General features: G+C 68.7%; 21 protein-coding genes and 1 tRNA gene. 14 read left to right on the top strand and 8 right to left on the bottom strand.

Annotated elements, in window-relative coordinates; genetic code table 11:
- Positions 1–115: 115 nt before the first annotated feature.
- Positions 116–709, bottom strand: coding sequence for a GNAT family N-acetyltransferase (locus tag ABH927_RS24430; protein ID WP_370024928.1), 594 nt, complete (start codon positions 707–709; stop codon positions 116–118).
- A 119-nt stretch (positions 710–828) separates the two neighbouring features.
- Positions 829–1,410: a YdeI family protein gene (locus ABH927_RS24435; RefSeq protein WP_370024930.1), complete on the bottom strand. Its 582-nt coding sequence runs from the start codon at positions 1,408–1,410 to the stop codon at positions 829–831.
- A gap of 52 nt (positions 1,411–1,462) precedes the next feature.
- Here ABH927_RS24435 and ABH927_RS24440 point away from each other — a divergent pair, with 52 nt between their 5' ends.
- The 4 genes from ABH927_RS24440 to ABH927_RS24455 all read left to right on the top strand — a co-directional run bounded on the left by ABH927_RS24440 (position 1,463) and on the right by ABH927_RS24455 (position 6,252).
- Positions 1,463–2,452 (top strand): phosphotransferase family protein, encoded by a 990-nt coding sequence (locus ABH927_RS24440; RefSeq protein ID WP_370024932.1) that lies wholly within the window; start codon positions 1,463–1,465, stop codon positions 2,450–2,452.
- Positions 2,453–3,658: an acyl-CoA dehydrogenase family protein gene (locus tag ABH927_RS24445; RefSeq protein ID WP_370024934.1), complete on the top strand. Its 1,206-nt coding sequence runs from the start codon at positions 2,453–2,455 to the stop codon at positions 3,656–3,658.
- Between the two features lie 100 nt (positions 3,659–3,758).
- Positions 3,759–4,931, top strand: coding sequence for an acyl-CoA dehydrogenase family protein (locus ABH927_RS24450; protein ID WP_370024936.1), 1,173 nt, complete (start codon positions 3,759–3,761; stop codon positions 4,929–4,931).
- Between the two features lie 106 nt (positions 4,932–5,037).
- Complete coding sequence (locus ABH927_RS24455) at positions 5,038–6,252, top strand: acyl-CoA dehydrogenase family protein (protein ID WP_370024938.1); 1,215 nt, start codon at positions 5,038–5,040, stop codon at positions 6,250–6,252.
- Here the strand turns inward: ABH927_RS24455 and ABH927_RS24460 are convergent.
- Positions 6,215–6,826 (bottom strand): TetR/AcrR family transcriptional regulator, encoded by a 612-nt coding sequence (locus tag ABH927_RS24460; RefSeq protein WP_370024939.1) that lies wholly within the window; start codon positions 6,824–6,826, stop codon positions 6,215–6,217. The two genes, ABH927_RS24455 and ABH927_RS24460, sit on opposite strands and share 38 nt — an antisense overlap.
- Before the next feature lie 203 nt (positions 6,827–7,029).
- Here ABH927_RS24460 and ABH927_RS24465 point away from each other — a divergent pair, with 203 nt between their 5' ends.
- Positions 7,030–7,800: an NERD domain-containing protein gene (locus ABH927_RS24465; RefSeq protein WP_370024940.1), complete on the top strand. Its 771-nt coding sequence runs from the start codon at positions 7,030–7,032 to the stop codon at positions 7,798–7,800.
- A gap of 206 nt (positions 7,801–8,006) precedes the next feature.
- Here ABH927_RS24465 and ABH927_RS24470 read toward each other — a convergent pair whose 3' ends face one another.
- Positions 8,007–9,419: a VWA domain-containing protein gene (locus tag ABH927_RS24470; protein ID WP_370024942.1), complete on the bottom strand. Its 1,413-nt coding sequence runs from the start codon at positions 9,417–9,419 to the stop codon at positions 8,007–8,009.
- The gene (locus ABH927_RS24475; RefSeq protein ID WP_370024944.1) at positions 9,416–10,264 is read right to left on the bottom strand and encodes an AAA family ATPase; all 849 of its coding nucleotides are present in this window, start codon (positions 10,262–10,264) and stop codon (positions 9,416–9,418) included. Before ABH927_RS24475 ends, ABH927_RS24470 begins: the two co-directional genes overlap by 4 nt.
- 85 nt (positions 10,265–10,349) lie before the next feature.
- Between ABH927_RS24475 and ABH927_RS24480 the strand changes: the two genes are divergently transcribed.
- Positions 10,350–10,423: transfer RNA gene (locus ABH927_RS24480), tRNA-Lys, on the top strand.
- Positions 10,424–10,506: 83 nt separating this feature from the next.
- Here the strand turns inward: ABH927_RS24480 and ABH927_RS24485 are convergent.
- A complete protein-coding gene (locus ABH927_RS24485) occupies positions 10,507–11,169 on the bottom strand; it encodes a YdcF family protein (protein WP_370024946.1) in 663 nt (220 codons plus the stop codon).
- 27 nt (positions 11,170–11,196) lie between these two features.
- A complete protein-coding gene (locus ABH927_RS24490) occupies positions 11,197–11,667 on the bottom strand; it encodes a helix-turn-helix domain-containing protein (protein ID WP_370024948.1) in 471 nt (156 codons plus the stop codon).
- 69 nt (positions 11,668–11,736) lie between these two features.
- Between ABH927_RS24490 and ABH927_RS24495 the strand changes: the two genes are divergently transcribed.
- The 3 genes from ABH927_RS24495 (at position 11,737) to ABH927_RS24505 (ending at position 12,662) form a co-directional block, all read left to right on the top strand.
- Positions 11,737–11,865: a hypothetical protein gene (locus ABH927_RS24495; RefSeq protein ID WP_370024952.1), complete on the top strand. Its 129-nt coding sequence runs from the start codon at positions 11,737–11,739 to the stop codon at positions 11,863–11,865.
- Positions 11,866–12,030: 165 nt separating this feature from the next.
- Positions 12,031–12,303, top strand: a complete 273-nt coding sequence (locus ABH927_RS24500; RefSeq protein WP_370024957.1) for a hypothetical protein — start codon at positions 12,031–12,033, stop codon at positions 12,301–12,303.
- On the top strand, positions 12,300–12,662 hold the full coding sequence (locus ABH927_RS24505) for a hypothetical protein (RefSeq protein ID WP_370024963.1): 363 nt from the start codon (positions 12,300–12,302) through the stop codon (positions 12,660–12,662). The genes ABH927_RS24500 and ABH927_RS24505 overlap by 4 nt, the downstream gene beginning before the upstream one ends.
- A 162-nt stretch (positions 12,663–12,824) precedes the next feature.
- Here the strand turns inward: ABH927_RS24505 and ABH927_RS24510 are convergent, their stop codons facing one another.
- Positions 12,825–13,646: a DUF1707 domain-containing protein gene (locus ABH927_RS24510; RefSeq protein ID WP_370024967.1), complete on the bottom strand. Its 822-nt coding sequence runs from the start codon at positions 13,644–13,646 to the stop codon at positions 12,825–12,827.
- A 215-nt stretch (positions 13,647–13,861) separates the two neighbouring features.
- Here ABH927_RS24510 and ABH927_RS24515 point away from each other — a divergent pair, with 215 nt between their 5' ends.
- The 5 genes from ABH927_RS24515 to ABH927_RS24535 all read left to right on the top strand — a co-directional run bounded on the left by ABH927_RS24515 (position 13,862) and on the right by ABH927_RS24535 (position 18,090).
- Positions 13,862–14,236: a hypothetical protein gene (locus ABH927_RS24515; protein ID WP_370024971.1), complete on the top strand. Its 375-nt coding sequence runs from the start codon at positions 13,862–13,864 to the stop codon at positions 14,234–14,236.
- Between the two features lie 23 nt (positions 14,237–14,259).
- Complete coding sequence (locus ABH927_RS24520; RefSeq protein WP_370024975.1) at positions 14,260–15,006, top strand: SDR family NAD(P)-dependent oxidoreductase; 747 nt, start codon at positions 14,260–14,262, stop codon at positions 15,004–15,006.
- A 440-nt stretch (positions 15,007–15,446) separates the two neighbouring features.
- Positions 15,447–16,430, top strand: coding sequence for an ABC transporter substrate-binding protein (locus tag ABH927_RS24525; RefSeq protein WP_370024979.1), 984 nt, complete (start codon positions 15,447–15,449; stop codon positions 16,428–16,430).
- Positions 16,427–17,263 (top strand): ABC transporter permease, encoded by an 837-nt coding sequence (locus ABH927_RS24530; RefSeq protein ID WP_370024985.1) that lies wholly within the window; start codon positions 16,427–16,429, stop codon positions 17,261–17,263. Before ABH927_RS24525 ends, ABH927_RS24530 begins: the two co-directional genes overlap by 4 nt.
- On the top strand, positions 17,260–18,090 hold the full coding sequence (locus tag ABH927_RS24535; RefSeq protein ID WP_370024991.1) for an ABC transporter ATP-binding protein: 831 nt from the start codon (positions 17,260–17,262) through the stop codon (positions 18,088–18,090). The genes ABH927_RS24530 and ABH927_RS24535 overlap by 4 nt, the downstream gene beginning before the upstream one ends.

Genomic DNA, 18,090 nt, shown 5'->3' on the forward strand with positions numbered 1-18,090 from the left:
CCCGCAACCACACAGACCTACAGCTTCCACGCCGACGTCACAATCTTCGAGAAGGGACTTGCCTCCCGTCCCCGACGCTAAACGCAACGGCGTTGTGCTCAACCCCGCTCTGTGATCATGCTGGACGGGGCCGGTCCGTCAGGCGGGCGCGATGAGACGGCCACTCGTCGTCGAGGATCGAGTAGTAGGCGCTGTCCCGCCAGGTGCCGTCGGGGCGCCGGTACTGCCGGCGCAGGGTGCCTTCCCGGACGCCGCCGACGCGTTCGATGGCCGCCTGCGACCGGAGGTTGAGGATGTCGGTCTTGAGCACCACACGGCTGAACCCGAGGGTGTCGAAGGCGTGGTCGAGCAGCAACACCTTGCATTCCGTGTTGACGGCGGTTCGCCAGTAGGCCCGGCCGTACCAGGTCGAGCCGATCTCGATGCTCGTGTCGAAACCGCCGACGTCCCAGAAGCCGGTGGAGCCGACGGCCCGGCCGGCCTCCCGCAGGATGACGGCGAACTGGACGGTCTCAGGCCGGTCCAGGAGGCCGGCGACCTGGCGCCGCAGGTCGGCCTCGGAGGCGGGCATGGGGGACGACCGCCACCGCCAGACCTCCTCGTCACCGCCGCCCGCCGCGTAGAGGTCGGGCACGTGGTCGAGCGTGAGCGGCGCGAGCCGTACGGAATCGCCTTCGAGGACAACGGGGTCCGGCATCTTCGCGGTCATGCGCGACACCGTAGTGAGACGCGGCGGCACTTCTGGATAGCCACTTCACGCCGCTTTCCCCGCACCACTTTCTCCGCGCCGCTTCCCCGGCGGTCCCCGGGTGGTCTCCGGGATGTTCGTTAGCGGGGGTTCCGGGTGAGGGAGGGGATGGTCCGGGCGTTGGCCGAGTCCTCGATCAGTTGGGCGAGGCGCCTGCGCCGAGTGTCCTCCCGCTTGGCGCTGATCACCCAATGGGTCGAGGCCCGGCGATACCAGGCGGGCCGGCTCTCGAACCACGCCCACGCGGTCGCGTTGGCCCGGAACTCGGCCTCGTACTCCTCGGGGAACTCGACCGGCTGCCGCTGCTCGTGCGAGTAGATCCCCGAACGATCCTCGGATCGATTCTCGAACGCCTTGAGCCCCGCCGGATGCATCAGCCCGGCCTCGGTGAGCTCTCCGACCTTGGCGATGTTGACGGCGCTCCACGTGCTCCGCGCCTTACGAGGGGTGAAGCGAATCTTGTAGGAGTGCTCGTCGACGCTCTTGCGGACGCCGTCGATCCAGCCGAAGCGCAGGGCCTGGTCCACGGACTCGGGCCAGGTGATGCCGGGTTTGCCCGTGCCCTTCTTGTAGTAGCCGACCCACAGCTCGCTCTCGGTGGCGTGGTTCGCCGAGAGCCAGGCGCACAGTTCCTCGGGGGTGGCGAAGAACGTCGGTTCCATGAGCCGAGGGTACCGTTCGACAGGCATACCGTCTGGTCGGTACGCTACTGGCGTGAACGCTGACCCGCCCGGCCTCGACCTCGCCCGTCTCGCCGACCACCTCCAGAGGGAGGGGCTCACCGAAGGGCCGCTCACCGCCGAGATGATCACGGGCGGCAAGTCGAACCTGACCTACGTCGTCCGGGACGGCTCTGGGCACTCTCGGGGCGCTGGGGAGTCTCAGACACCTCGGACGTTCGTGGTCCGCAGGCCGCCGCTCGGGCACGTGCTCGCCACCGCTCACGACATGGGCCGGGAGTATCGCGTGATGAGCGCCCTCCAGGACACCCCCGTGCCGGTGCCCCGGACCTACCACCTCTGCCAGGATCCCGACGTCATCGGCGCGCCCTTCTACGTCATGGAGTACGTCGAGGGAGACCAGCCGCCGCTCACCCCCCGGCTGGCGCATGGACTGGTCGACGTGCTGGCCGCGCTGCACTCGATCGCGCCCGACGGCGTCGGCCTCGGTGACTTCGGTCGGCCGGACGGCTTCCTGGAGCGACAGGTCGGCCGGTGGAAGCGCCAGCTCGACGCCTCGCGCAGCCGCGAGGTCCCCGGGATCGACGACCTGTTCGTACGGCTCTCGCAGGCGATCCCCGACTCGGGCAAGGCGGCCATCGTCCACGGGGACTTCAAGCTGGGCAACACTCTGATCGACGGCGACGGCCGGGTCAGTGCCGTCCTGGACTGGGAGATGTCCACGCTCGGCGACCCGCTCACCGACTTCGCGCTGTTCCTCCTGTACGGCGAGTTCACGACGCTCGACAACGGGGCCCTGGGCGAGGCGCCCGACACGGGCGAGCTGGCCGCCCACTACGCCGAGGCGTCCGGCCGCGACCTGTCCCGGCTGGGCTGGTACATCGGCCTCGCCTGTTTCAAGCTCGCGGTGATCGCCGAGGGCATCCACTTCCGCTACACCCAGGGGCTCACGGTCGGGGACGGCTTCGCCGAGATCGGCGAGCAGGTGGCCCCGCTGGTCGCCCGAGGTCTCAGGGAGGTCTGAATGAATTTCGCGTTCGACGACACCACGATCGAGCTTCAGGCGAAGCTGCGGGCCTTCATGGACGAGTGCGTCTATCCGGCCGAGCACGCCTTCGAGGAGCAGTCGGCCGAGAGCGGCTGGAGCCCGCCGCCCCTCCTGGACGATCTCAAGGGCGAGGCGCGTAAGCGCGGCCTGTGGAACCTCTTCCTGCCGGGCGAGGAGGGGGCCGGGCTCACCAACCTGCAGTACGCGCCGCTCGCCGAGATCATGGGGAGATCGCCCGCCATCGCCCCGGCCGCGACGAACTGCGCCGCGCCCGACACCGGCAACATGGAGCTGCTCGCCCAGTTCGGCAGCGAGTGGCAGCGCAAGGAATACCTCGAACCGCTGCTCAACGGCGAGATCCGGTCGGCCTTCGCGATGACCGAGCCCGACGTGGCCTCCTCGGACGCGACGAACATCTCGACGTCCATCACCAGGGACGGCGACGAATACGTCATCAACGGCCGCAAGTGGTTCATCACCGGCGCCATGAACCCCAACTGCAAGATCTTCATCGTGATGGGGAAGACCAACCCGGACGCCCCTTCGCACCGCCGGCAGAGCATGATCCTCGTGCCGCGCGGCACCCCGGGGGTCACGGTCAAGCGCGGGATGAAGGTCCTCGGCTACGACGACGGCGACCACGGCGGTCACGCCGAGATCGTTTTCGAGGACGTGCGGGTGCCCGCCGACCATCTGATCGGCGAGGAGGGCGGCGGCTTCGCCATCGCCCAGGCCCGCCTCGGGCCGGGCCGCATCCACCACTGCATGCGGCTGATCGGCATGGCGGAGCGGGCCGTCGACATGATGTGCGAGCGCGCCCTGTCGCGCAGCACGTTCGGCAAGCCGATCGCGCAGCAGGGCGTGGTGCAGGACTGGATCGCGGAATCCCGCGTGAAGATCGAGCAGCTCCGCCTGCTCGTCCTCAAGACGGCCTGGCTGATGGACACGGCCGGCAACCGCGGCGCCCACGCCGAGATCCAGGCCATCAAGATCGCGACTCCGGTTACCGTCGAGTGGATCCTCGACAAGGCGATTCAGGTGCACGGCGCCGGAGGGCTCAGCCAGGACTTCCCCCTCGCCGGCCTCTGGGTGGCCGCGCGGAGCCTCCGGTTCGCCGACGGCCCCGACGAGGTCCACAAGCGCTCCCTGGCCTACCGCGAGCTGAAGAAGCACATGTCCTGACAAGCCCGGTTCTCATGCCGGATCATGTCGTACGGCCCAGCCCTCGTGAGGCAGAGCAGGCTCAGCGTGACCGCAGGCGACGACTTTGAGGTGATATTTCGTGGCATGGGATGAGGCGGCGATAAGGGAGCGGGCCCGAGCCTTCCTGGCGGAGCACGATCCGGCGGCGATGGACCGGCTCGACTTCCTGCGCGCCCGGTTCGACGCCGGGCTCGCCTGGGTTCACTTCCCCGAGGGTCTGGGCGGGCTGGGCGCGCGACGTGACCTCCAGCCCGTCGTGGAGCGGGAGCTGGCGGGCACGCCGGGCAACCGGCCGGGGCGCATCGCCATCGGCCTCGGCATGGCGGCGCCCACGATCCTCGCCTTCGGCACGGACGAGCAGCGGAAGCGGTTCCTGCGGCCGCTGTGGACGGGGGAGGAGGTCTGGTGCCAGCTCTTCAGCGAGCCGGGCGCCGGGTCGGACCTCGCCACCCTCGCCACGCGGGCCGTCAGGGAGGGCGACGAGTGGATCGTCGACGGCCAGAAGGTGTGGACGTCGGTCGCCCACTTCGCCCGCTGGGCGATCCTGGTCGCCCGCACCGACCCGGACGTCCCCAAGCACCGGGGGCTCACCTACTTCGTGTGCGACATGCGGGCTCCCGGGGTCGAGGTGCGGCCGCTCCGCCAGATCACCGGTGAGGCCGAGTTCAACGAGGTCTTCCTCACCGGGGTGCGGCTGCCCGACTCGCTGCGGCTGGGCGAGGTCGGCGACGGCTGGCGGGTCGCCCAGACCACGCTCATGAACGAGCGGGTGGCCATCGGCGGCACGCCCACCAAGCGGGCGATGATCGACGTTGTCGCCGAAACCTGGCGCTCCCGGCCGGAGCTGCGTACGCATGCGCTGCACCAGCGGCTCCTCGGGCTCTGGGTCGACTCAGAGATCATGCGGCTCACCGCCGCGCGGCTGCGCGAACAACTCGCCGCCGGACATCCCGGGCCGGAGGGGTCGGGCATGAAGCTCACCTTCGCCCGGCTTCACCAGGAGCTGTCCGGGCTGGAGGTGGAGTTGCTGCGCGAGGACGGCCTGGCCTACGACGACTGGACCTTCCGCCGCCCCGAGAGCGTCGACTTCCTCGGACGCGAGGCCGGCTATCGCTACCTGCGGGTCAAGGGGAACTCCATCGAGGGCGGCACCTCGGAGATCCTGCGCAACATCATCGCCGAACGCGTCCTCGGGCTGCCGTCGGAGCCCCGTGCCGACAAGGACGTCCCCTGGAAGGACCTTCCCCGTTGATGGTCTCCTCCCGGCGAGGATCCCGCGCGGCGCCCCGCCGCGTTTCCTCCGCCGCCCGAAGTCTCCACGGTCGAGCAGTTGTGATGAGTGAGGAAGTGGGAAGCCCGTGACTCTGCTCTATACCGAGGTCGAGGAGGAGTTGCGGGCGGCGGTCCGCGATCTGCTCGCCGACAAGAGCTCCTCGTCGGCGGTGCTGGCTCGGGTCGACGCGGCCGCTTCGCCGGGCGGCATGCCGTACGACATGGATCTGTGGAAGGCGCTGGCTCGGGACATCGGCGTCGCCGGGTTGCTCGTCCCGGAGGAGCTGGGCGGCGCCGGGGCGTCGGCCCGCGAGGTCGCCGTGGTGCTGGAGGAGCTGGGCCGCGCGGTCGCTCCCGTACCGTTCCTGAGCAGCGCCGTCCTCGCCACGACAGCTCTGCTGGGCGCCGGGGGCGGCGCCGCCGCCCGGGGCTTGCTGGAGCGGCTGGCATCGGGGGAGACCACGGCGGCACTGGTGGTGTCGTTCGCCGCCTCGCCGTACCAGCCCTTGAGCCCGGCGGTGACGCTGGACCCGAGCCCGGAAGCGGCCCCGATGCCGGATGGGGCGGGCGCGACGGGCCGGGTCACCGGCGTGATCGGGGCGGAGGCCGCCGACGTGCTGCTCGTTCCGGTACGGCTCTCGCCCGGCGACGGCGTGGCACTCTGCGCGGTGGACGTCTCGGCGGCGGAGGTCACGACCGTGCCATCGCTCGACCTCACACGGCCTATCGCGACGGTCTCGTTCTCCGAGGCCAGAGCGGAGGTCCTCGGAACCGCCGCCGGCGTCCGGGACGCTCTGCTGCTGGGCGCGGGGCTGCTCGCGTCGGAGCAGCTCGGGGTGGCCGAGTGGTGCCTTAACACCACGGTGGCGTACGTCAAGGAGCGCAAACAGTTCGCCCGGCCCGTCGGCTCGTTTCAGGCGATCAAGCATCGGCTCGCCGACCTGTGGCTGGAGGTCGTCGGCGCCAGAGCCGCCGCCCGGAACGCCGCCGACCTCCTCGGGACCGTGAACTCGGCGGCCTCGGAGGCGGCCGGCTCAGACGCTGCGAGTTCGGCCGGTTCGGGCGCGGCTCCTTCGAACGTGGCGGTCGCGGTCGCGGTGGCGCAGGCGTACTGCGGGGCGGTAGCCGTACACGCCGCGGAGGAATGCGTGCAGTTGCACGGCGGGATCGGGATGACCTGGGAGCATCCCGCGCATCTCTACCTCAAGCGGGCCAAGGCCGACGAGATCGCGCTGGGCACTCCGGGCGACCACCGCCAGGCCCTCACGGAGCCGGCCGGCCTGCCGGGACCAGTGAGCTGAGCAGGAGGTCGGCGAAGTGGCGGCCGACCTCCGGGCCGGAGAGCGGCCCGTCGGGGTGATACCAGGTGCCGAGGTGGTGGACCGAGCCGAAGAAGAAGTCGACCACCATCTCGGCGGGGATGTCGTCACGGAAGACCCCGGCGCGCTGGCCCTCGATCACCAGGTCGCGGAAGCGCTCGTGGTAGCGGCGGCGCTCGGCCCGGACGTTCTTGTAGGTCTCGGGGGAGAGCTGGTGCATCGACCGGAAGAAGATCTTGGAGTCGTCCAGGTTCTCGACCGTGGTGACCACGACGTCGGTCGCGGCGGCGTGCAGGCGCTCGGCGATCGGCCCCTCCGCGTCGGCGAACCGGGTCAGGCGCTCCATCTGCATGCGTAGCACGCGGCCGTAGATCTCATGGAGCAGATCATCTTTCGAGCCGAAATAGTGGTACATAGCGCCCTTGGTGACGCCGGCCGCCGCGACGATCTCCTGGACGGACGTGCTCTCGAAGCCGCGCTCGGCGAAAAGCCGGGTGGCTTCGGCGAGCAGGCGCTGCCGCACCGGCTCCTCCACGGTGGCTGCGCTGCGCGCCATCGTGACCTCCTTATCGACTGTGCGACACCAGCATACCGACTGGTCGGTCAAGAGGGTCGCCGATGCGGGAGATTCCCCGGTACGGGTGGCGGAAATGCGCTACTTCCCTCACCTTAGGGGAGCTGGGGTTCCCACTCGGGTATTCCGCGTATAGCTTCGTGCGGTCGTTTCCTAGTGCCGGGTCCTAGTGTCGGGGAGTTGCGGTGCCCAGCGGGTCGATCTATGTGCCGCGTGACGAGAAGTTCACCGGGGCGTCGCCCCAGAACCTCTATGAGACGTTCTGGTTCGCCGGGCGGAAGAACCGGATCCGGGTCCGCGTGGCCCTCGCCGTGGCCGGGTTCGCGGTGGGGAACGTGCTCGCATACCGGTCGGGGGCGGCGGCCGCGTTCTTCGCCGGCCTGGCGCTCGGCGCGGCGGCGGGGCTCACCCATCTCCTGATCGTCTGGCGGCTCCACGAGCGCACCGCCGTGTGGCGCGGCAGGCGCCGCGGCGAGGTCCTCACCGGCCGTCTCCTCCGGCGCGGCCTGCGCCGGTACGGCTATCGCGTCATGGACGGCCGGGCCGTACCGGGCGAGGCGTCGATCGACCACCTCGTCATCGGGCCGGGCGGCGTCTGGATCGTGGACAACGAGGCATGGGCGCCGGACACCTACATCGCGCGGTACGGCGAGCGCCTCTTCTTCGACGAGAAGTTCGGCACCTCGGTGGCCAAGGGGCTCATCGGGGCCGCCACGTCGATGGCGGAACTGCTCACCCGGGAGACCGGCATCCCGATCACGATCTCCCCTGTGCTGGCCGTGCACAGCGGCAAGATCGGGGCGCGCGGCGGGATGCTCGCGGGGGAGGGCCTGACCGTCGCCTACCCGCGCAGTGTGGCCCGGTGGATCCGGTCGCAGCGGACCGCCACCCTGACGGCCGACGAGATCGAGCTCCTGTCCCGCACCGCCGCCCGCATCCTCCGCCGCCTCCCCTAATTGGTAGACGTTGGTAGATGTTGGTAGACGTTGGTGGTGATCGGTGGTGATCATGCACACCTTCCCTGAGTGCGGCCGTTGCCTGTGCCATCCCTCATCGTGATCATGCGGAGATTCCCTCGCGGCCCCGCGGCCTGGCCACTTCTCGTTCGTGATCACGCGTAGCCCGCAGGGCTGTCGACGCGACGAAGGTTCCAGCGGGCGAATCAGGCGAGGGTCTCGATGAACTCGGCGAGCTGGGCGACGTTGCGGCACTCGTACATCGGGACGACCGCGCCGTAGGCCGTGGCGACGGAGTCGCCGGTGTCCCACTGCGGGCGCGGCTCGGGGTTGAGCCAGTAGGCGTGGCGGGCCTGTCCCGCCAGCCGCTTGAGCGTGTCGACGGCGGCCGCCTGATAGTTGGATCGGGCGTCGCCGAGGATAAGGAGCGAGGTCTTCGGGCCGATGGCGTCCGGGTAGCGCTCGGCGAACCTTTCGAAGACCTGGCCGTAGTTCGTGCGGCCGAACCGGATGATGTCGGCTTCCTTGGACATTCGGCTGATCGCGTCGAGGACGTCGGCTCCGGGGCTGAAGAGCTTGGTGATCTCGTCCACGACGTCGACGAACGCGAACGCCCGCACCTTGGTGAACTGCTCGCGGAGCGCGAACGTCAGCAGCAGCGTGAAGTGGGAGAACGTGGCGACCGAGTCGCTGGCATCGCACAGCACGACCAGCTCGGGCTTGTGCGGGCGCTTCGGCCGGAGCCGGGTGGTGAGCGGCACGCCGCCCGTGGACAGCGACGCCCGGACCGTCCGGCGGAAGTCGAGCCGTCCACGGTGTCCCAGCTTGTGCTTGATCGTCAGCCGGGTGGCGAGCCTTCGGGCGAGGGGATAGACCTCCCTGCGGAGCTGAGCGAGCTCGGCATGCGTGACCCGGAGGAAGTCGATCTTGTCGATGGGCGGCTTGACCGTCGTGCGGGCGATCTTCTCGATGCCCGACTCCTCCGCGATCCTGCGTCTGACATCGGAGGCGACGGCCTCCTGAAATGCTGCGATATTTCGCCTTATCTGCTGACGAGCCACCTTCTCGGGAAGGCCGCCTCGCGCCTCCAGCATTCGATCGAGCAGCCTCGCCACCAGCGTGTCGGGGGAGAGGGCGCGCAGCACCGCGTAGGAGAACCACGACTGCCGTCCGGCCGCTGCCTGGACCCGCCCGAACCGGCCCACCATTGCCCTGGCGAACTCCCGGAACGCGGGATCACCGGGGTCGCCCATCAGAAGCTCGGCCAGCCGGTCCCGCAGCTCGGGCAGCTCCGCGCGCTCCAGATCGATGCCGAGATCGCTCGCGCCCTCATCGGTGCCGGCGTCCTCGCGAGAGCCGTACGAGTCGTACCAGTCGTACGAGCCTGGGACGACGGGCGGGAACCACAGGTCGAAGAGCGCGTCGAAGCCGGGCCGGTGCGTCGGCCGCTTCACCAGTGTCGCCGCGTACGCCTCCCGGAGCGTCTCGCGCTCGGCCAGGTCGATCACGGTCAGGGCGTTGGCCGCGTCGAGCCCCTCCGCGAGCGACACCGGCAGCCCGGCCCGCCGCAGCGCGTGGACGAACCCGATGTGCCGGTCGACCAGCGATGGCGGCGTCATGACCGAGCGGGCAGTCCGAGCTCTTTGGCGGCCCGGACCTGGTCGGAGTTGTGCTTGAGGACCACGCCCAGCGTCTTGCCGATCGCCGCCTCGTCGAGCTCCGTACGGCCGAGCGCGAGCAGGGTGTGGGCCCAGTCGATGGTCTCGGCGATCGACGGCGACTTCTTCAGCTCCAGGCCGCGCAGCGTGGCGACCGTACGGGCGAGTTGCTCGGCGATGCTCCCCGGAAGGCCGGGGACCTGGGCGAGCACGATGTCCCGCTCCCGCTCCGGCGTCGGGTAGTCGAGGTGAAGGTAGAGGCAGCGTCGCTTGAGCGCCTCCGACAGCTCGCGGGTCGCGTTCGAGGTCAGCACGACGTACGGCTTGCGCGCGGCGCTGATCGTGCCCAGCTCGGGGATCGTGATCTGGTAGTCGGAGAGGATCTCCAGGAGCAGCCCCTCGACCTCGACATCGGCCTTGTCGGTCTCGTCGATGAGCAGCACGGTCGGCTCTTCGCTCCTGATCGCCTTCAGGAGAGGGCGCTCCAGCAGGAACTCCTCCGAGAAGATGTCGTCCCAGGCGTCGTCGTCGGCCTGGATGCGCAGGAGTTGTTTCTTGTAGTTCCACTCGTACAGCGCCCGCGCCTCGTCGAGCCCCTCGTAGCACTGCAGCCGGATCAGGCGGGCGCCCGTGGCCTCCGCGACGGCCTTGGCGAGCTGGGTCTTCCCCACACCGGCGGGCCCCTCGGTCAGCAGAGGCTTGCCGAGCGCCCCGGCCAGGAACACCGATGTCGAGATGCCGTCGTCGGCAAGGTAGTCCACGGCGGTCAGCCGTTCCCGGACCTCGTCAGGCGAGGCGAACCACATCTGCGCTCCCAACCGTAGACCGAACGTTGTTCTAGCGTAGCCTGGTTTGACTGGTTCGGGCGGTGCGATAATCTCTAAGAGCTCTGCGCCGCTAGCTCAGTTGGTTAGAGCAGCTGACTCTTAATCAGCGGGTCCGGGGTTCGAGTCCCTGGCGGCGCACAGATCCAAGCCCAGATCATCTGATCTGGGCTTTTGTGGTCGCCATGCCAGCGGATCCGTCGTGGACGTTGGTCGAAGCCGGTTCAGTCCTTCATCAGTCGGCTCACGAATCCCGCGTCAAGAAGGCGCTCATAAGCGGCTCGCACCTGATCGGGGACATCTTGCTCGATCGCGAAGCCCCATTTCGGATATTCGATGATGCGCTGAAGATCCCCTACGAGCATGTCGACGACCAAATGATCATCACCGATCGACTTCACGTAATCGTTCAGGGCGAGCGGCTCGGAGGCACACACCACGTCGACCTCCGGCCAGACTTTGCGACAGGTGGCGAAGGCGCGACGTTCCATATAGGGCTTCGAGATCAGCAAGACGGAATCCACTTCGAAGGGTGCCAGCAACTGGCGGGAGAAGGCGATGTTGTCGCCAGTGTTTCGGGCACGCGACTCTACGACGATGGCTTCTTCGGGAACGCCGAGCTCGATCGCGTGTTCCTGGTAGTGCACCGCTTCTCCTCTTGGGAATCGGCTCGCGGTGGTGGGGCTGGTGGCGCCGCTGAAGACCAGGAGGGGAAACAGGCCGGAGTGGTAGAGACGCGCGGCGAACGTGGCCACACCGAGATCGTGGCTGCCGAGCCCGATCCCGGCTGAACATGGCCGGACCAGGTGATGCATCTGGTGATAGTCCCAGACCACTTCGGCATCAGCCCACTGGTCGTTGGTGACGGCGGTTCGCTCGTTGTTCACGAGGCTTCCCTTCGGTGTTGATGATCGTTACGGATCGATTCGATGCTGGTGAGCTGATGGGCGAGGCCGTAGCGCGCTGCGGTTCGCGATGTCGCGTTCCAGGTTGTCAGCTGGAAATCTCGCGAGCCATCGGCTCAGGAGGGCAGTAGCAAGGCGATAGTCCTGACGGCTCAACAAGATCGCTGATCGTTCCAGATCATCGGTCCAGCTCTCGTACTCCCAGGCGACAGACCAGGCGTCGCGGACTGGCACAAGATTTCCGGTGTCAGCGAGCAGTCGCTGGAAGCGCACCTGCTCGGCGGCAGCGAGCCGGGCCGGCGCGGTATCGAGCACGGCCTGTGTGTCCGGCCGAGGCCGGGTGCCCATGCCCTGGGCCTCCCATTTCGACACGGTTCGTACGGCGACACCAAGATGCTCGGCGAAGGCTCGCACGCTCATTCGCTTGGCGAGCCGGAGTGCGCGAGCCTCTCTGCCGGTCCATTCGCACACGGTGAACACAGCCGACTCCCTTCTCCTGCCCTCATCGAAACACACACCCGGCATGGGTTCCGTGTAAGTGCAACGGAGGTGCCACTCCTGGTGCGCGTGCTGCCGCCCGGCACGGTCGCCCGCCGAGCCCGCGTACTGCTCCGCGAGGTGCTGGCGAAAGCCGGGGTGGACGAGGAGAAGGTGGGTGACGCTGAGCATCGTCACTGAGCTGTCGGCCAACGCGGAGGCGCACGCATACCCGCCTTTCGAGTTGCGCATCGCTTACCTGGACGGCAGACCGGCGTGGTGTGAACTCGTCGGGATTGCGACCTCGGTGGCATCCCCGCCACCAACGCCACCATCGCCGCGGGCACCGCCTACCTCCCCAGCAGCGTGATCAACGTCGGAGCAGGCAGCCGCGCCAGCCTCAACGACGCGGTCGAACTCGCCCGCCACCTCGTCGGACGACACCTGTCTATCGAGCAGACCACCGCCGGCAGCGGCGATGTCCCAGTCACCTGCGCCGATCCATCTACTGCGCAGCGCACCCTCGGCTGGAACCCGCGAACGGACCGGGTGACCGGCATGACGGCGCAGCTCCAATGGCTGAAGAATGCTTCGAGATCAGGCCACCTGCTGGTGGCCGGAGGGAGCGCTGGACCATGATTAAGCACGACGGAGACTTCGGCATGCCCGGCTCGCTGGCCCAGGTGCTGGCCGACGTCGGTGCGGAACGCGCCGCTCAAGACGCGATGTGGGGAATCCAGGACCTCCCCGACGGGACAGGCCCCCACGGCGAGGCCGCCGCGGAGCTCGCCAAGCAAGAGACATCGGCCGCGTCGTCCGATGGTTCGCTGACCTGGCGGCACATCTTGATCGAGGAGGTGCTTGAGGCCTTCGCAGAGGACGATCCAGACAAGCTCCGAGCCGAACTCGTCCAAGTCGCCGCCGTCGCCACCAAGTGGATTCAGGCACTCGACCGGCGGCTTTCGCCGGGCGCGGCACAGGATAGTGGGGACCGCTGAGCCGCTCAGCTTCAGGACCAGCCGCGCTTCAATGCGGCTCTGGCGGATGATCAGGTGTGCCCTCGCGGTGCTCCTGCCTGATGTGCCACCTCCGAAACCACCACATGACGGCCTCAGCTCCGTGCCCGATCGCCGTTCATCGGCGGCCCGAATATGGGGCGGCTATTCGGAGTAGGAGGCGTGGCACTCGCCGTCGCTGGTGGACTGGTCGACGATGTTCCTGTCCACGATGATCGTGCAGGTGACGGGCGCCTTCTTCCTCTTCTTCTTTCCGCTCACGTAGTGGGCCTCGCTGGCGGAGACGGTGACGTCCGAAACGGAACCGGAAATGGTGTAGGTCTTCTTGTGGGGAAGCCCGACTTCCTCGGACGAACCTTCGCGGGGGGTCGTGATGTCTATCTGCCCGGCGACGGAGCCTTCGGCGCTGGAGATCTCCACCTCGACCGTGTGCAGAGTATTCGCATGGATGACGGCCACACCCAGGCCGACGAGGGCCACTATGCCGATGACGGATGCGACGATGACACCGGTATAGCTCCGAGCGCGCGGTGCAGCGGGAAACTTGCCCGGGACGTAGGTGGGGACGGAATTCCTCCTGGAGGCCGCCACGATGGCGAGAATGATGGCCGGGATCCACGTGAGTCCACCGGTGAAGAATCCGAGAATGAAGCAGGCCCAAGCCGCCATGCGCGGGCCACTGCCCGGATCGTGAGCGGGCACGACGACCGGAGGTGCGAGGTAAACGCCGGTCGGCGGCGGCGGGGGGGACGGCATAGGCAGGGCCGTCGGGCTGATTTCCATTCCTGGGATGCGAGGCAGGTCGGCGAAGATTTGGTCCAGATCGCCCCAGGTGATCGCGGACTGCGCCGCGGCCACTCGGAGCATCAGTTCGTCCTTGGACAACCGCCCGACAGCGAAGTGCTCTCGCAATATCGCACAGGCCCGATCCCGCTCCATGTCCGCGACGCGCATCTGAGGGTTCACCAGAACTTCTCCATGCTGTTCGGGGCCTCGTCTCCGTGAACAACCTATCCAAGGAAAGCCGCAAAGGGCGCCGGCGTATATTTATCCGCCTATCGCTCATTCACCGGCTGTCCCATTACGACTCCCCGCCGTACGAAGAATGACCACACGCCGAGGCCGCGCCCGCCGGCAGATCAATACAGCGTTGAACGTGCCGCTTCCCCTCGGACGAACCCGTGGACGAGCTCGTGCGAGAGATCCAGTTGCTGCTCGGCGACTCCTCAACCACGCTGTTGACGACCCTTTTCGACTACTACGGGCTCCCTGGCGACCTTCCGGGAATGGCGACGCGGCCGTCTGGCAGTCCGTACGAAAGGGTCGCCCATGTGGAGCGGGGCCACGGCGCAAGCGTCGCAGGGATGCCGTTGCAGTCGGCTGATGCGCTGACCGTGATGACCTCGACGTACGCCGCCGGGACGTGGTCGGCCGCCGGCGCGGCGGACCGGCCACGGTCGCCTCCGCCGTGCCCGAGGCTCCGGGCCCTCTTCCGACGGGGGGTGAGATGGCACTTGCCGTGGGCGGCGCCGTACGACAGCCTAAAAATGATCTAACAACACCATAAAGGGGGCACAGCATGGAACAGCGTCGTGTCGTGGTGTCGGGCGGAGGCACCGGGATCGGGCTCGCGACGGCGGAGGCCTTCGCGGCGGACGGCGACAAGGTGATCATCCTGGGCCGCCGCAGGGACGTGCTCAGCGAGGCGGCGGCCAAGCTGAACAGCGCCTACGACGGTGAGTTGGTGAGCTGGATCCCCGCGGACCTGTCCGACCCGGAGCAGACTAAGTCGGCGGTGGAGACGATCGCGCGGCAGGGCCCCGTCGATGTGATCGTGACCAACGCGGGCGGCAACGTCGCCTCCAGCCACGACGGCACTCTGGCCGGCATCGCCGACGCGTACCGGCGCAACTTCGAGGCGAACGTGCTCACCGCCGTGCTGCTCACCGAAGGGCTCCTGCCGCACCTCAACCGGCCCGGTGGCCGGGTCGTCCACCTCTCGTCGATCGCGGCGCTCCGCGGCCCGGGCTCGTACGGCGGCTCCAAGGCCGCGATCCACGCCTACACCTTCGACCTGGCGCAGCAGCTCGGGGCCGAGGGAGTGACCGTGAACGCGGTGGCGCCGGGATTCGTGGCCGACACCGAGTTCTTCGGCGACAGGGCGACGCCGGAGTTCGTCCAGGCGCGGATCAAGCAGAGCCTCACCGGAAAGCCGGGCATGCCGTACGAGATCGCGGCGGCCATCAAGTATCTGGCCTCACCCGAGGCCGCCTACATCACCGGCCAGATCCTCCACGTCAACGGCGGGGCGATGCTGGGCCGCTGACGCCCAATCACCCAACGCCCAATCACCCAACGCCCAATCGGCCAACGCCCAATCCTGGGTCGGGGACCCCACCGGCTCCGCCGCGATCCTCGCTTCGATGGCCACAGTCTCCACTGGCGTGCCCGGTGGGGGCTGTTTCTGCCATAACGAGCCGCCGTACGGCCCGCGCCTTCGACGCCGAGATCCGGCAGCCCGTTGAGTGTGATCGTCGTCATGTTCGAGGCTCGGGGTGCCCGCTCGGGTTGACTCCCCCTATTCCTACTTGAAATACTGGGAATGTCCGAAACGTACTACCCCTGACGGCTCGGCGCGAGGTGATCCATGCACCTCAGCGGCCCCCCGCCGCTTCTGATCGCGCCTCCATCCCTCCGCTCTCCGCCGTGTCCTCCGATCGTGTTAGGGGCTTTATCGCCATGTGGAAATTCCGGCGTCGTGCACTTGTGGCACTCTCCCTCGTCGCCCTCTCGCTGGCCGCGGCCTGCGGCTCCTCGACCGACGCGGCGGGCGGGCGGTCGCCCGGCGGCGCGGTGCTCAAGCTGCAGGACCCCGGGAACTCCGGTCCGCTGGCGTACGCCAAGCGCGAGGGCATCCTCGAAAAGCGGCTGGCGGCCGTCGGCGCGTCCGTCGAGTGGGGTGGCAACTACGCCTCGTTCACCGCCACGTTCGACGCCGTCCGCTCGAACAGCATCAACCTCCTTCAGGGCGCCATCTCTCCGGCGCTCGGCTACCTGGCGAACGGCAAGGACATCAAGATCTTCTCGGTGGCGGATTCGGTCACCGACCCCGCCGCGCCCCAGACGGACGGGCTGGTCGTCCCGCCCACCAGCCCGATCAAGGGCGTCAAGGACCTGGTCGGCAAGCAGGTGGCGGTCAACAAGGGCGGTAAGGGGGAATACCTGCTGCTGCTCGCCCTCGAACAAGCGGGCGTGCCGGTGGACCAGGTCAAGCGGGTCTACCTCAACCCCGACCAGGCGGCCTCCGCCTTCGCCACGGGGAAGGTGGACGCCTGGTGGGCCATCGTCCGGGCCTATCCGGAAGTCGTGGCGAAGGGCGCCCGCGTCCTCGTGCACGGCCGCGACCTGCCGGACCGCGACCTCACCATCTACGCCGCGCGCACCGACCTGCTGCAGCAGCACCCTGACGCGGTCCGCGTCTTCCTCCAGGTGCTTCAGGAGCTGACCGAGCAGTCGAAGAAGGAGCCGGAGAAGTTCCAGAACGTCTTCCTCTCCCAGGGGCCGACGGCCGTCTCGGGTCCGCGCCTCGAGGTGGAGATCGCCAAGACGAGGAGCGCCACGATCCCGCGGGCGATCACTCAGGCGGACTACAAGTACATCTCCGACGTGGCGGCGGTGTTCCGCAAGTACGGCGTGCTGTCCGTCGACGTGAACCCGGCCGACGTCGCCTTCGACCTGCAGAAGTCATGACGCTCCAAGCGGTACGGCCGGACGCCGTCGGGCTCGAGCCACCCGAATACCTCGGCTCGGCGGGAAGGCCCCGGACGCTGTCCATCGGGATCCGGTTCGTCGTCCCCCTCCTCCTGCTGGCCGTGTGGTGGTACGGATCGAGCAGCGGCCGCATCCCGGCCGATGTGCTGGCGTCTCCCGGCGCCGTCGTGGGGGCGTTGCGCGAACTGATCGCGACCGGCCAGCTCGGAGATTTCCTGCTGGCCTCGGGCCGGCGGGCCGGGCTGGGCGTGCTCCTGGGGGCGGGCGCCGGGCTGCTGCTCGGCGTGGCCTCGGGGCTGTCGGCGCTCGGCGAGGAGCTGATCGACCCGGTGATGCAGATGAAGCGGGCCGTCCCGTTCCTGGCGCTGGTCCCGCTGTTCATCTCCTGGTTCGGCGTCGGCGAGACATTCAAGATCGTGCTGATCGCGGTCGCCGCCACCGCCCCGATGTACGCCTACACATACCTGGGGGTTCGCGGAGTCGACCGGAAGGTCGTGGAGGCGGCACGCGGGTTCGGGCTCACCGGGATCCGGCTCGCGGTCGCGGTGGTCCTGCCCAGCGCCTTGCCGAACATCCTGATGGCCCTGCGCATCTGCCTGTCGGTCTCGCTCACCGGCCTGATCGCCGCCGAGCAGATCGGCGCGACCGAGGGCATCGGATATCTCGTCACGCTGGCCCAGCAGTACTACCGGAGCGACTACATGGTGCTGTGCATCGCGATCTACGCGCTGCTCGGCCTGACCTTCGACCTGCTCATCCGGGGCGTGGAACGGCTGGCCATGCCCTGGCACGGACACGTGGCGGCGCGATGAACGACACCGGAACCGAAGCGGTGAAAGACACCGGAACCGAAGCGGTGAAAGACACCGGAACCGAAGCGGTGAAAGACTCCGCGCCGGACGCGGGCACGCCCGATTTCAACGTGAACGGCCTGGCGGTGAGCATCCGCGGTCTCCGCAAGTCGTTCGGCCCCAAGACCGTGCTCGGGGGGAGCGGCCTGCCCGTCGACCTGGACATCGAGCGGGGCGAGTTCCTCGCGCTGCTCGGGCCCAGCGGCACCGGGAAGACAACGCTGCTCCGCATCCTGGCCGGGCTGGAGCGTCAGGACGAGGGAACCGTGCTCGTTCCTCCTCGGCGTACGACCGTCTACCAGGAGCCGCGGCTGGTGCAGGCGCGGCGGGTCCTGGCGAACGTCACCCTCGGGCTGCCGCGCTCGGCGCGCGCCGCCGCGCTGCGCGCGCTCGCCGAGGTCGGGCTGGAGGGGTACGGCAGGGCATGGCCCGCCACGCTGTCGGGCGGGGAGGCGCAGCGGGTCGCGCTCGCGCGGGCGCTCGTGCGCGACCCGGAGGTGCTGCTGCTCGACGAGCCGTTCGCGGCCCTCGACGCGCTGACCCGGCTGCAGATGCAGGAGCTCGTCGCCGAGCTGTGCGCCCGGCACCGCCCCGCCGTCGTGCTCGTCACCCACGACGTCGAGGAGGCCGTACGGCTAGCCGACCGGGTCCTCGTGCTCCGCGACGGGGAGTTCGTGCTCGACGAGCGCATCGACCTGCCCTCTCCGCGCGACCGCAACGATCCCGCCTTCGTGGCCTACCGGCGCCTGTTCCTCTCCCGGCTCGGCGTCGCCGCCGCCTCCCACTGA

The organism is Planotetraspora sp. GP83 (assembly GCF_041262585.1).
Lineage (GTDB): Bacteria > Actinomycetota > Actinomycetes > Streptosporangiales > Streptosporangiaceae > JAOEGB01.

Excerpts from the sequence above, each read along its gene's own strand:
- ABH927_RS24430 (WP_370024928.1), bottom strand. The coding sequence starts at position 709 with ATGACCGCGAAGATGCCGGACCCCGTTGTCCTCGAAGGCGATTCCGTA.
- ABH927_RS24435 (WP_370024930.1), bottom strand. The coding sequence starts at position 1,410 with ATGGAACCGACGTTCTTCGCCACCCCCGAGGAACTGTGCGCCTGGCTC.
- ABH927_RS24445 (WP_370024934.1), top strand. The coding sequence starts at position 2,453 with ATGAATTTCGCGTTCGACGACACCACGATCGAGCTTCAGGCGAAGCTG.
- ABH927_RS24460 (WP_370024939.1), bottom strand. The coding sequence starts at position 6,826 with ATGGCGCGCAGCGCAGCCACCGTGGAGGAGCCGGTGCGGCAGCGCCTG.
- ABH927_RS24470 (WP_370024942.1), bottom strand. The coding sequence starts at position 9,419 with ATGACGCCGCCATCGCTGGTCGACCGGCACATCGGGTTCGTCCACGCG.
- ABH927_RS24475 (WP_370024944.1), bottom strand. The coding sequence starts at position 10,264 with ATGTGGTTCGCCTCGCCTGACGAGGTCCGGGAACGGCTGACCGCCGTG.
- ABH927_RS24505 (WP_370024963.1), top strand. The coding sequence starts at position 12,300 with ATGATTAAGCACGACGGAGACTTCGGCATGCCCGGCTCGCTGGCCCAG.
- ABH927_RS24520 (WP_370024975.1), top strand. The coding sequence starts at position 14,260 with ATGGAACAGCGTCGTGTCGTGGTGTCGGGCGGAGGCACCGGGATCGGG.
- ABH927_RS24530 (WP_370024985.1), top strand. The coding sequence starts at position 16,427 with ATGACGCTCCAAGCGGTACGGCCGGACGCCGTCGGGCTCGAGCCACCC.
- ABH927_RS24535 (WP_370024991.1), top strand. The coding sequence starts at position 17,260 with ATGAACGACACCGGAACCGAAGCGGTGAAAGACACCGGAACCGAAGCG.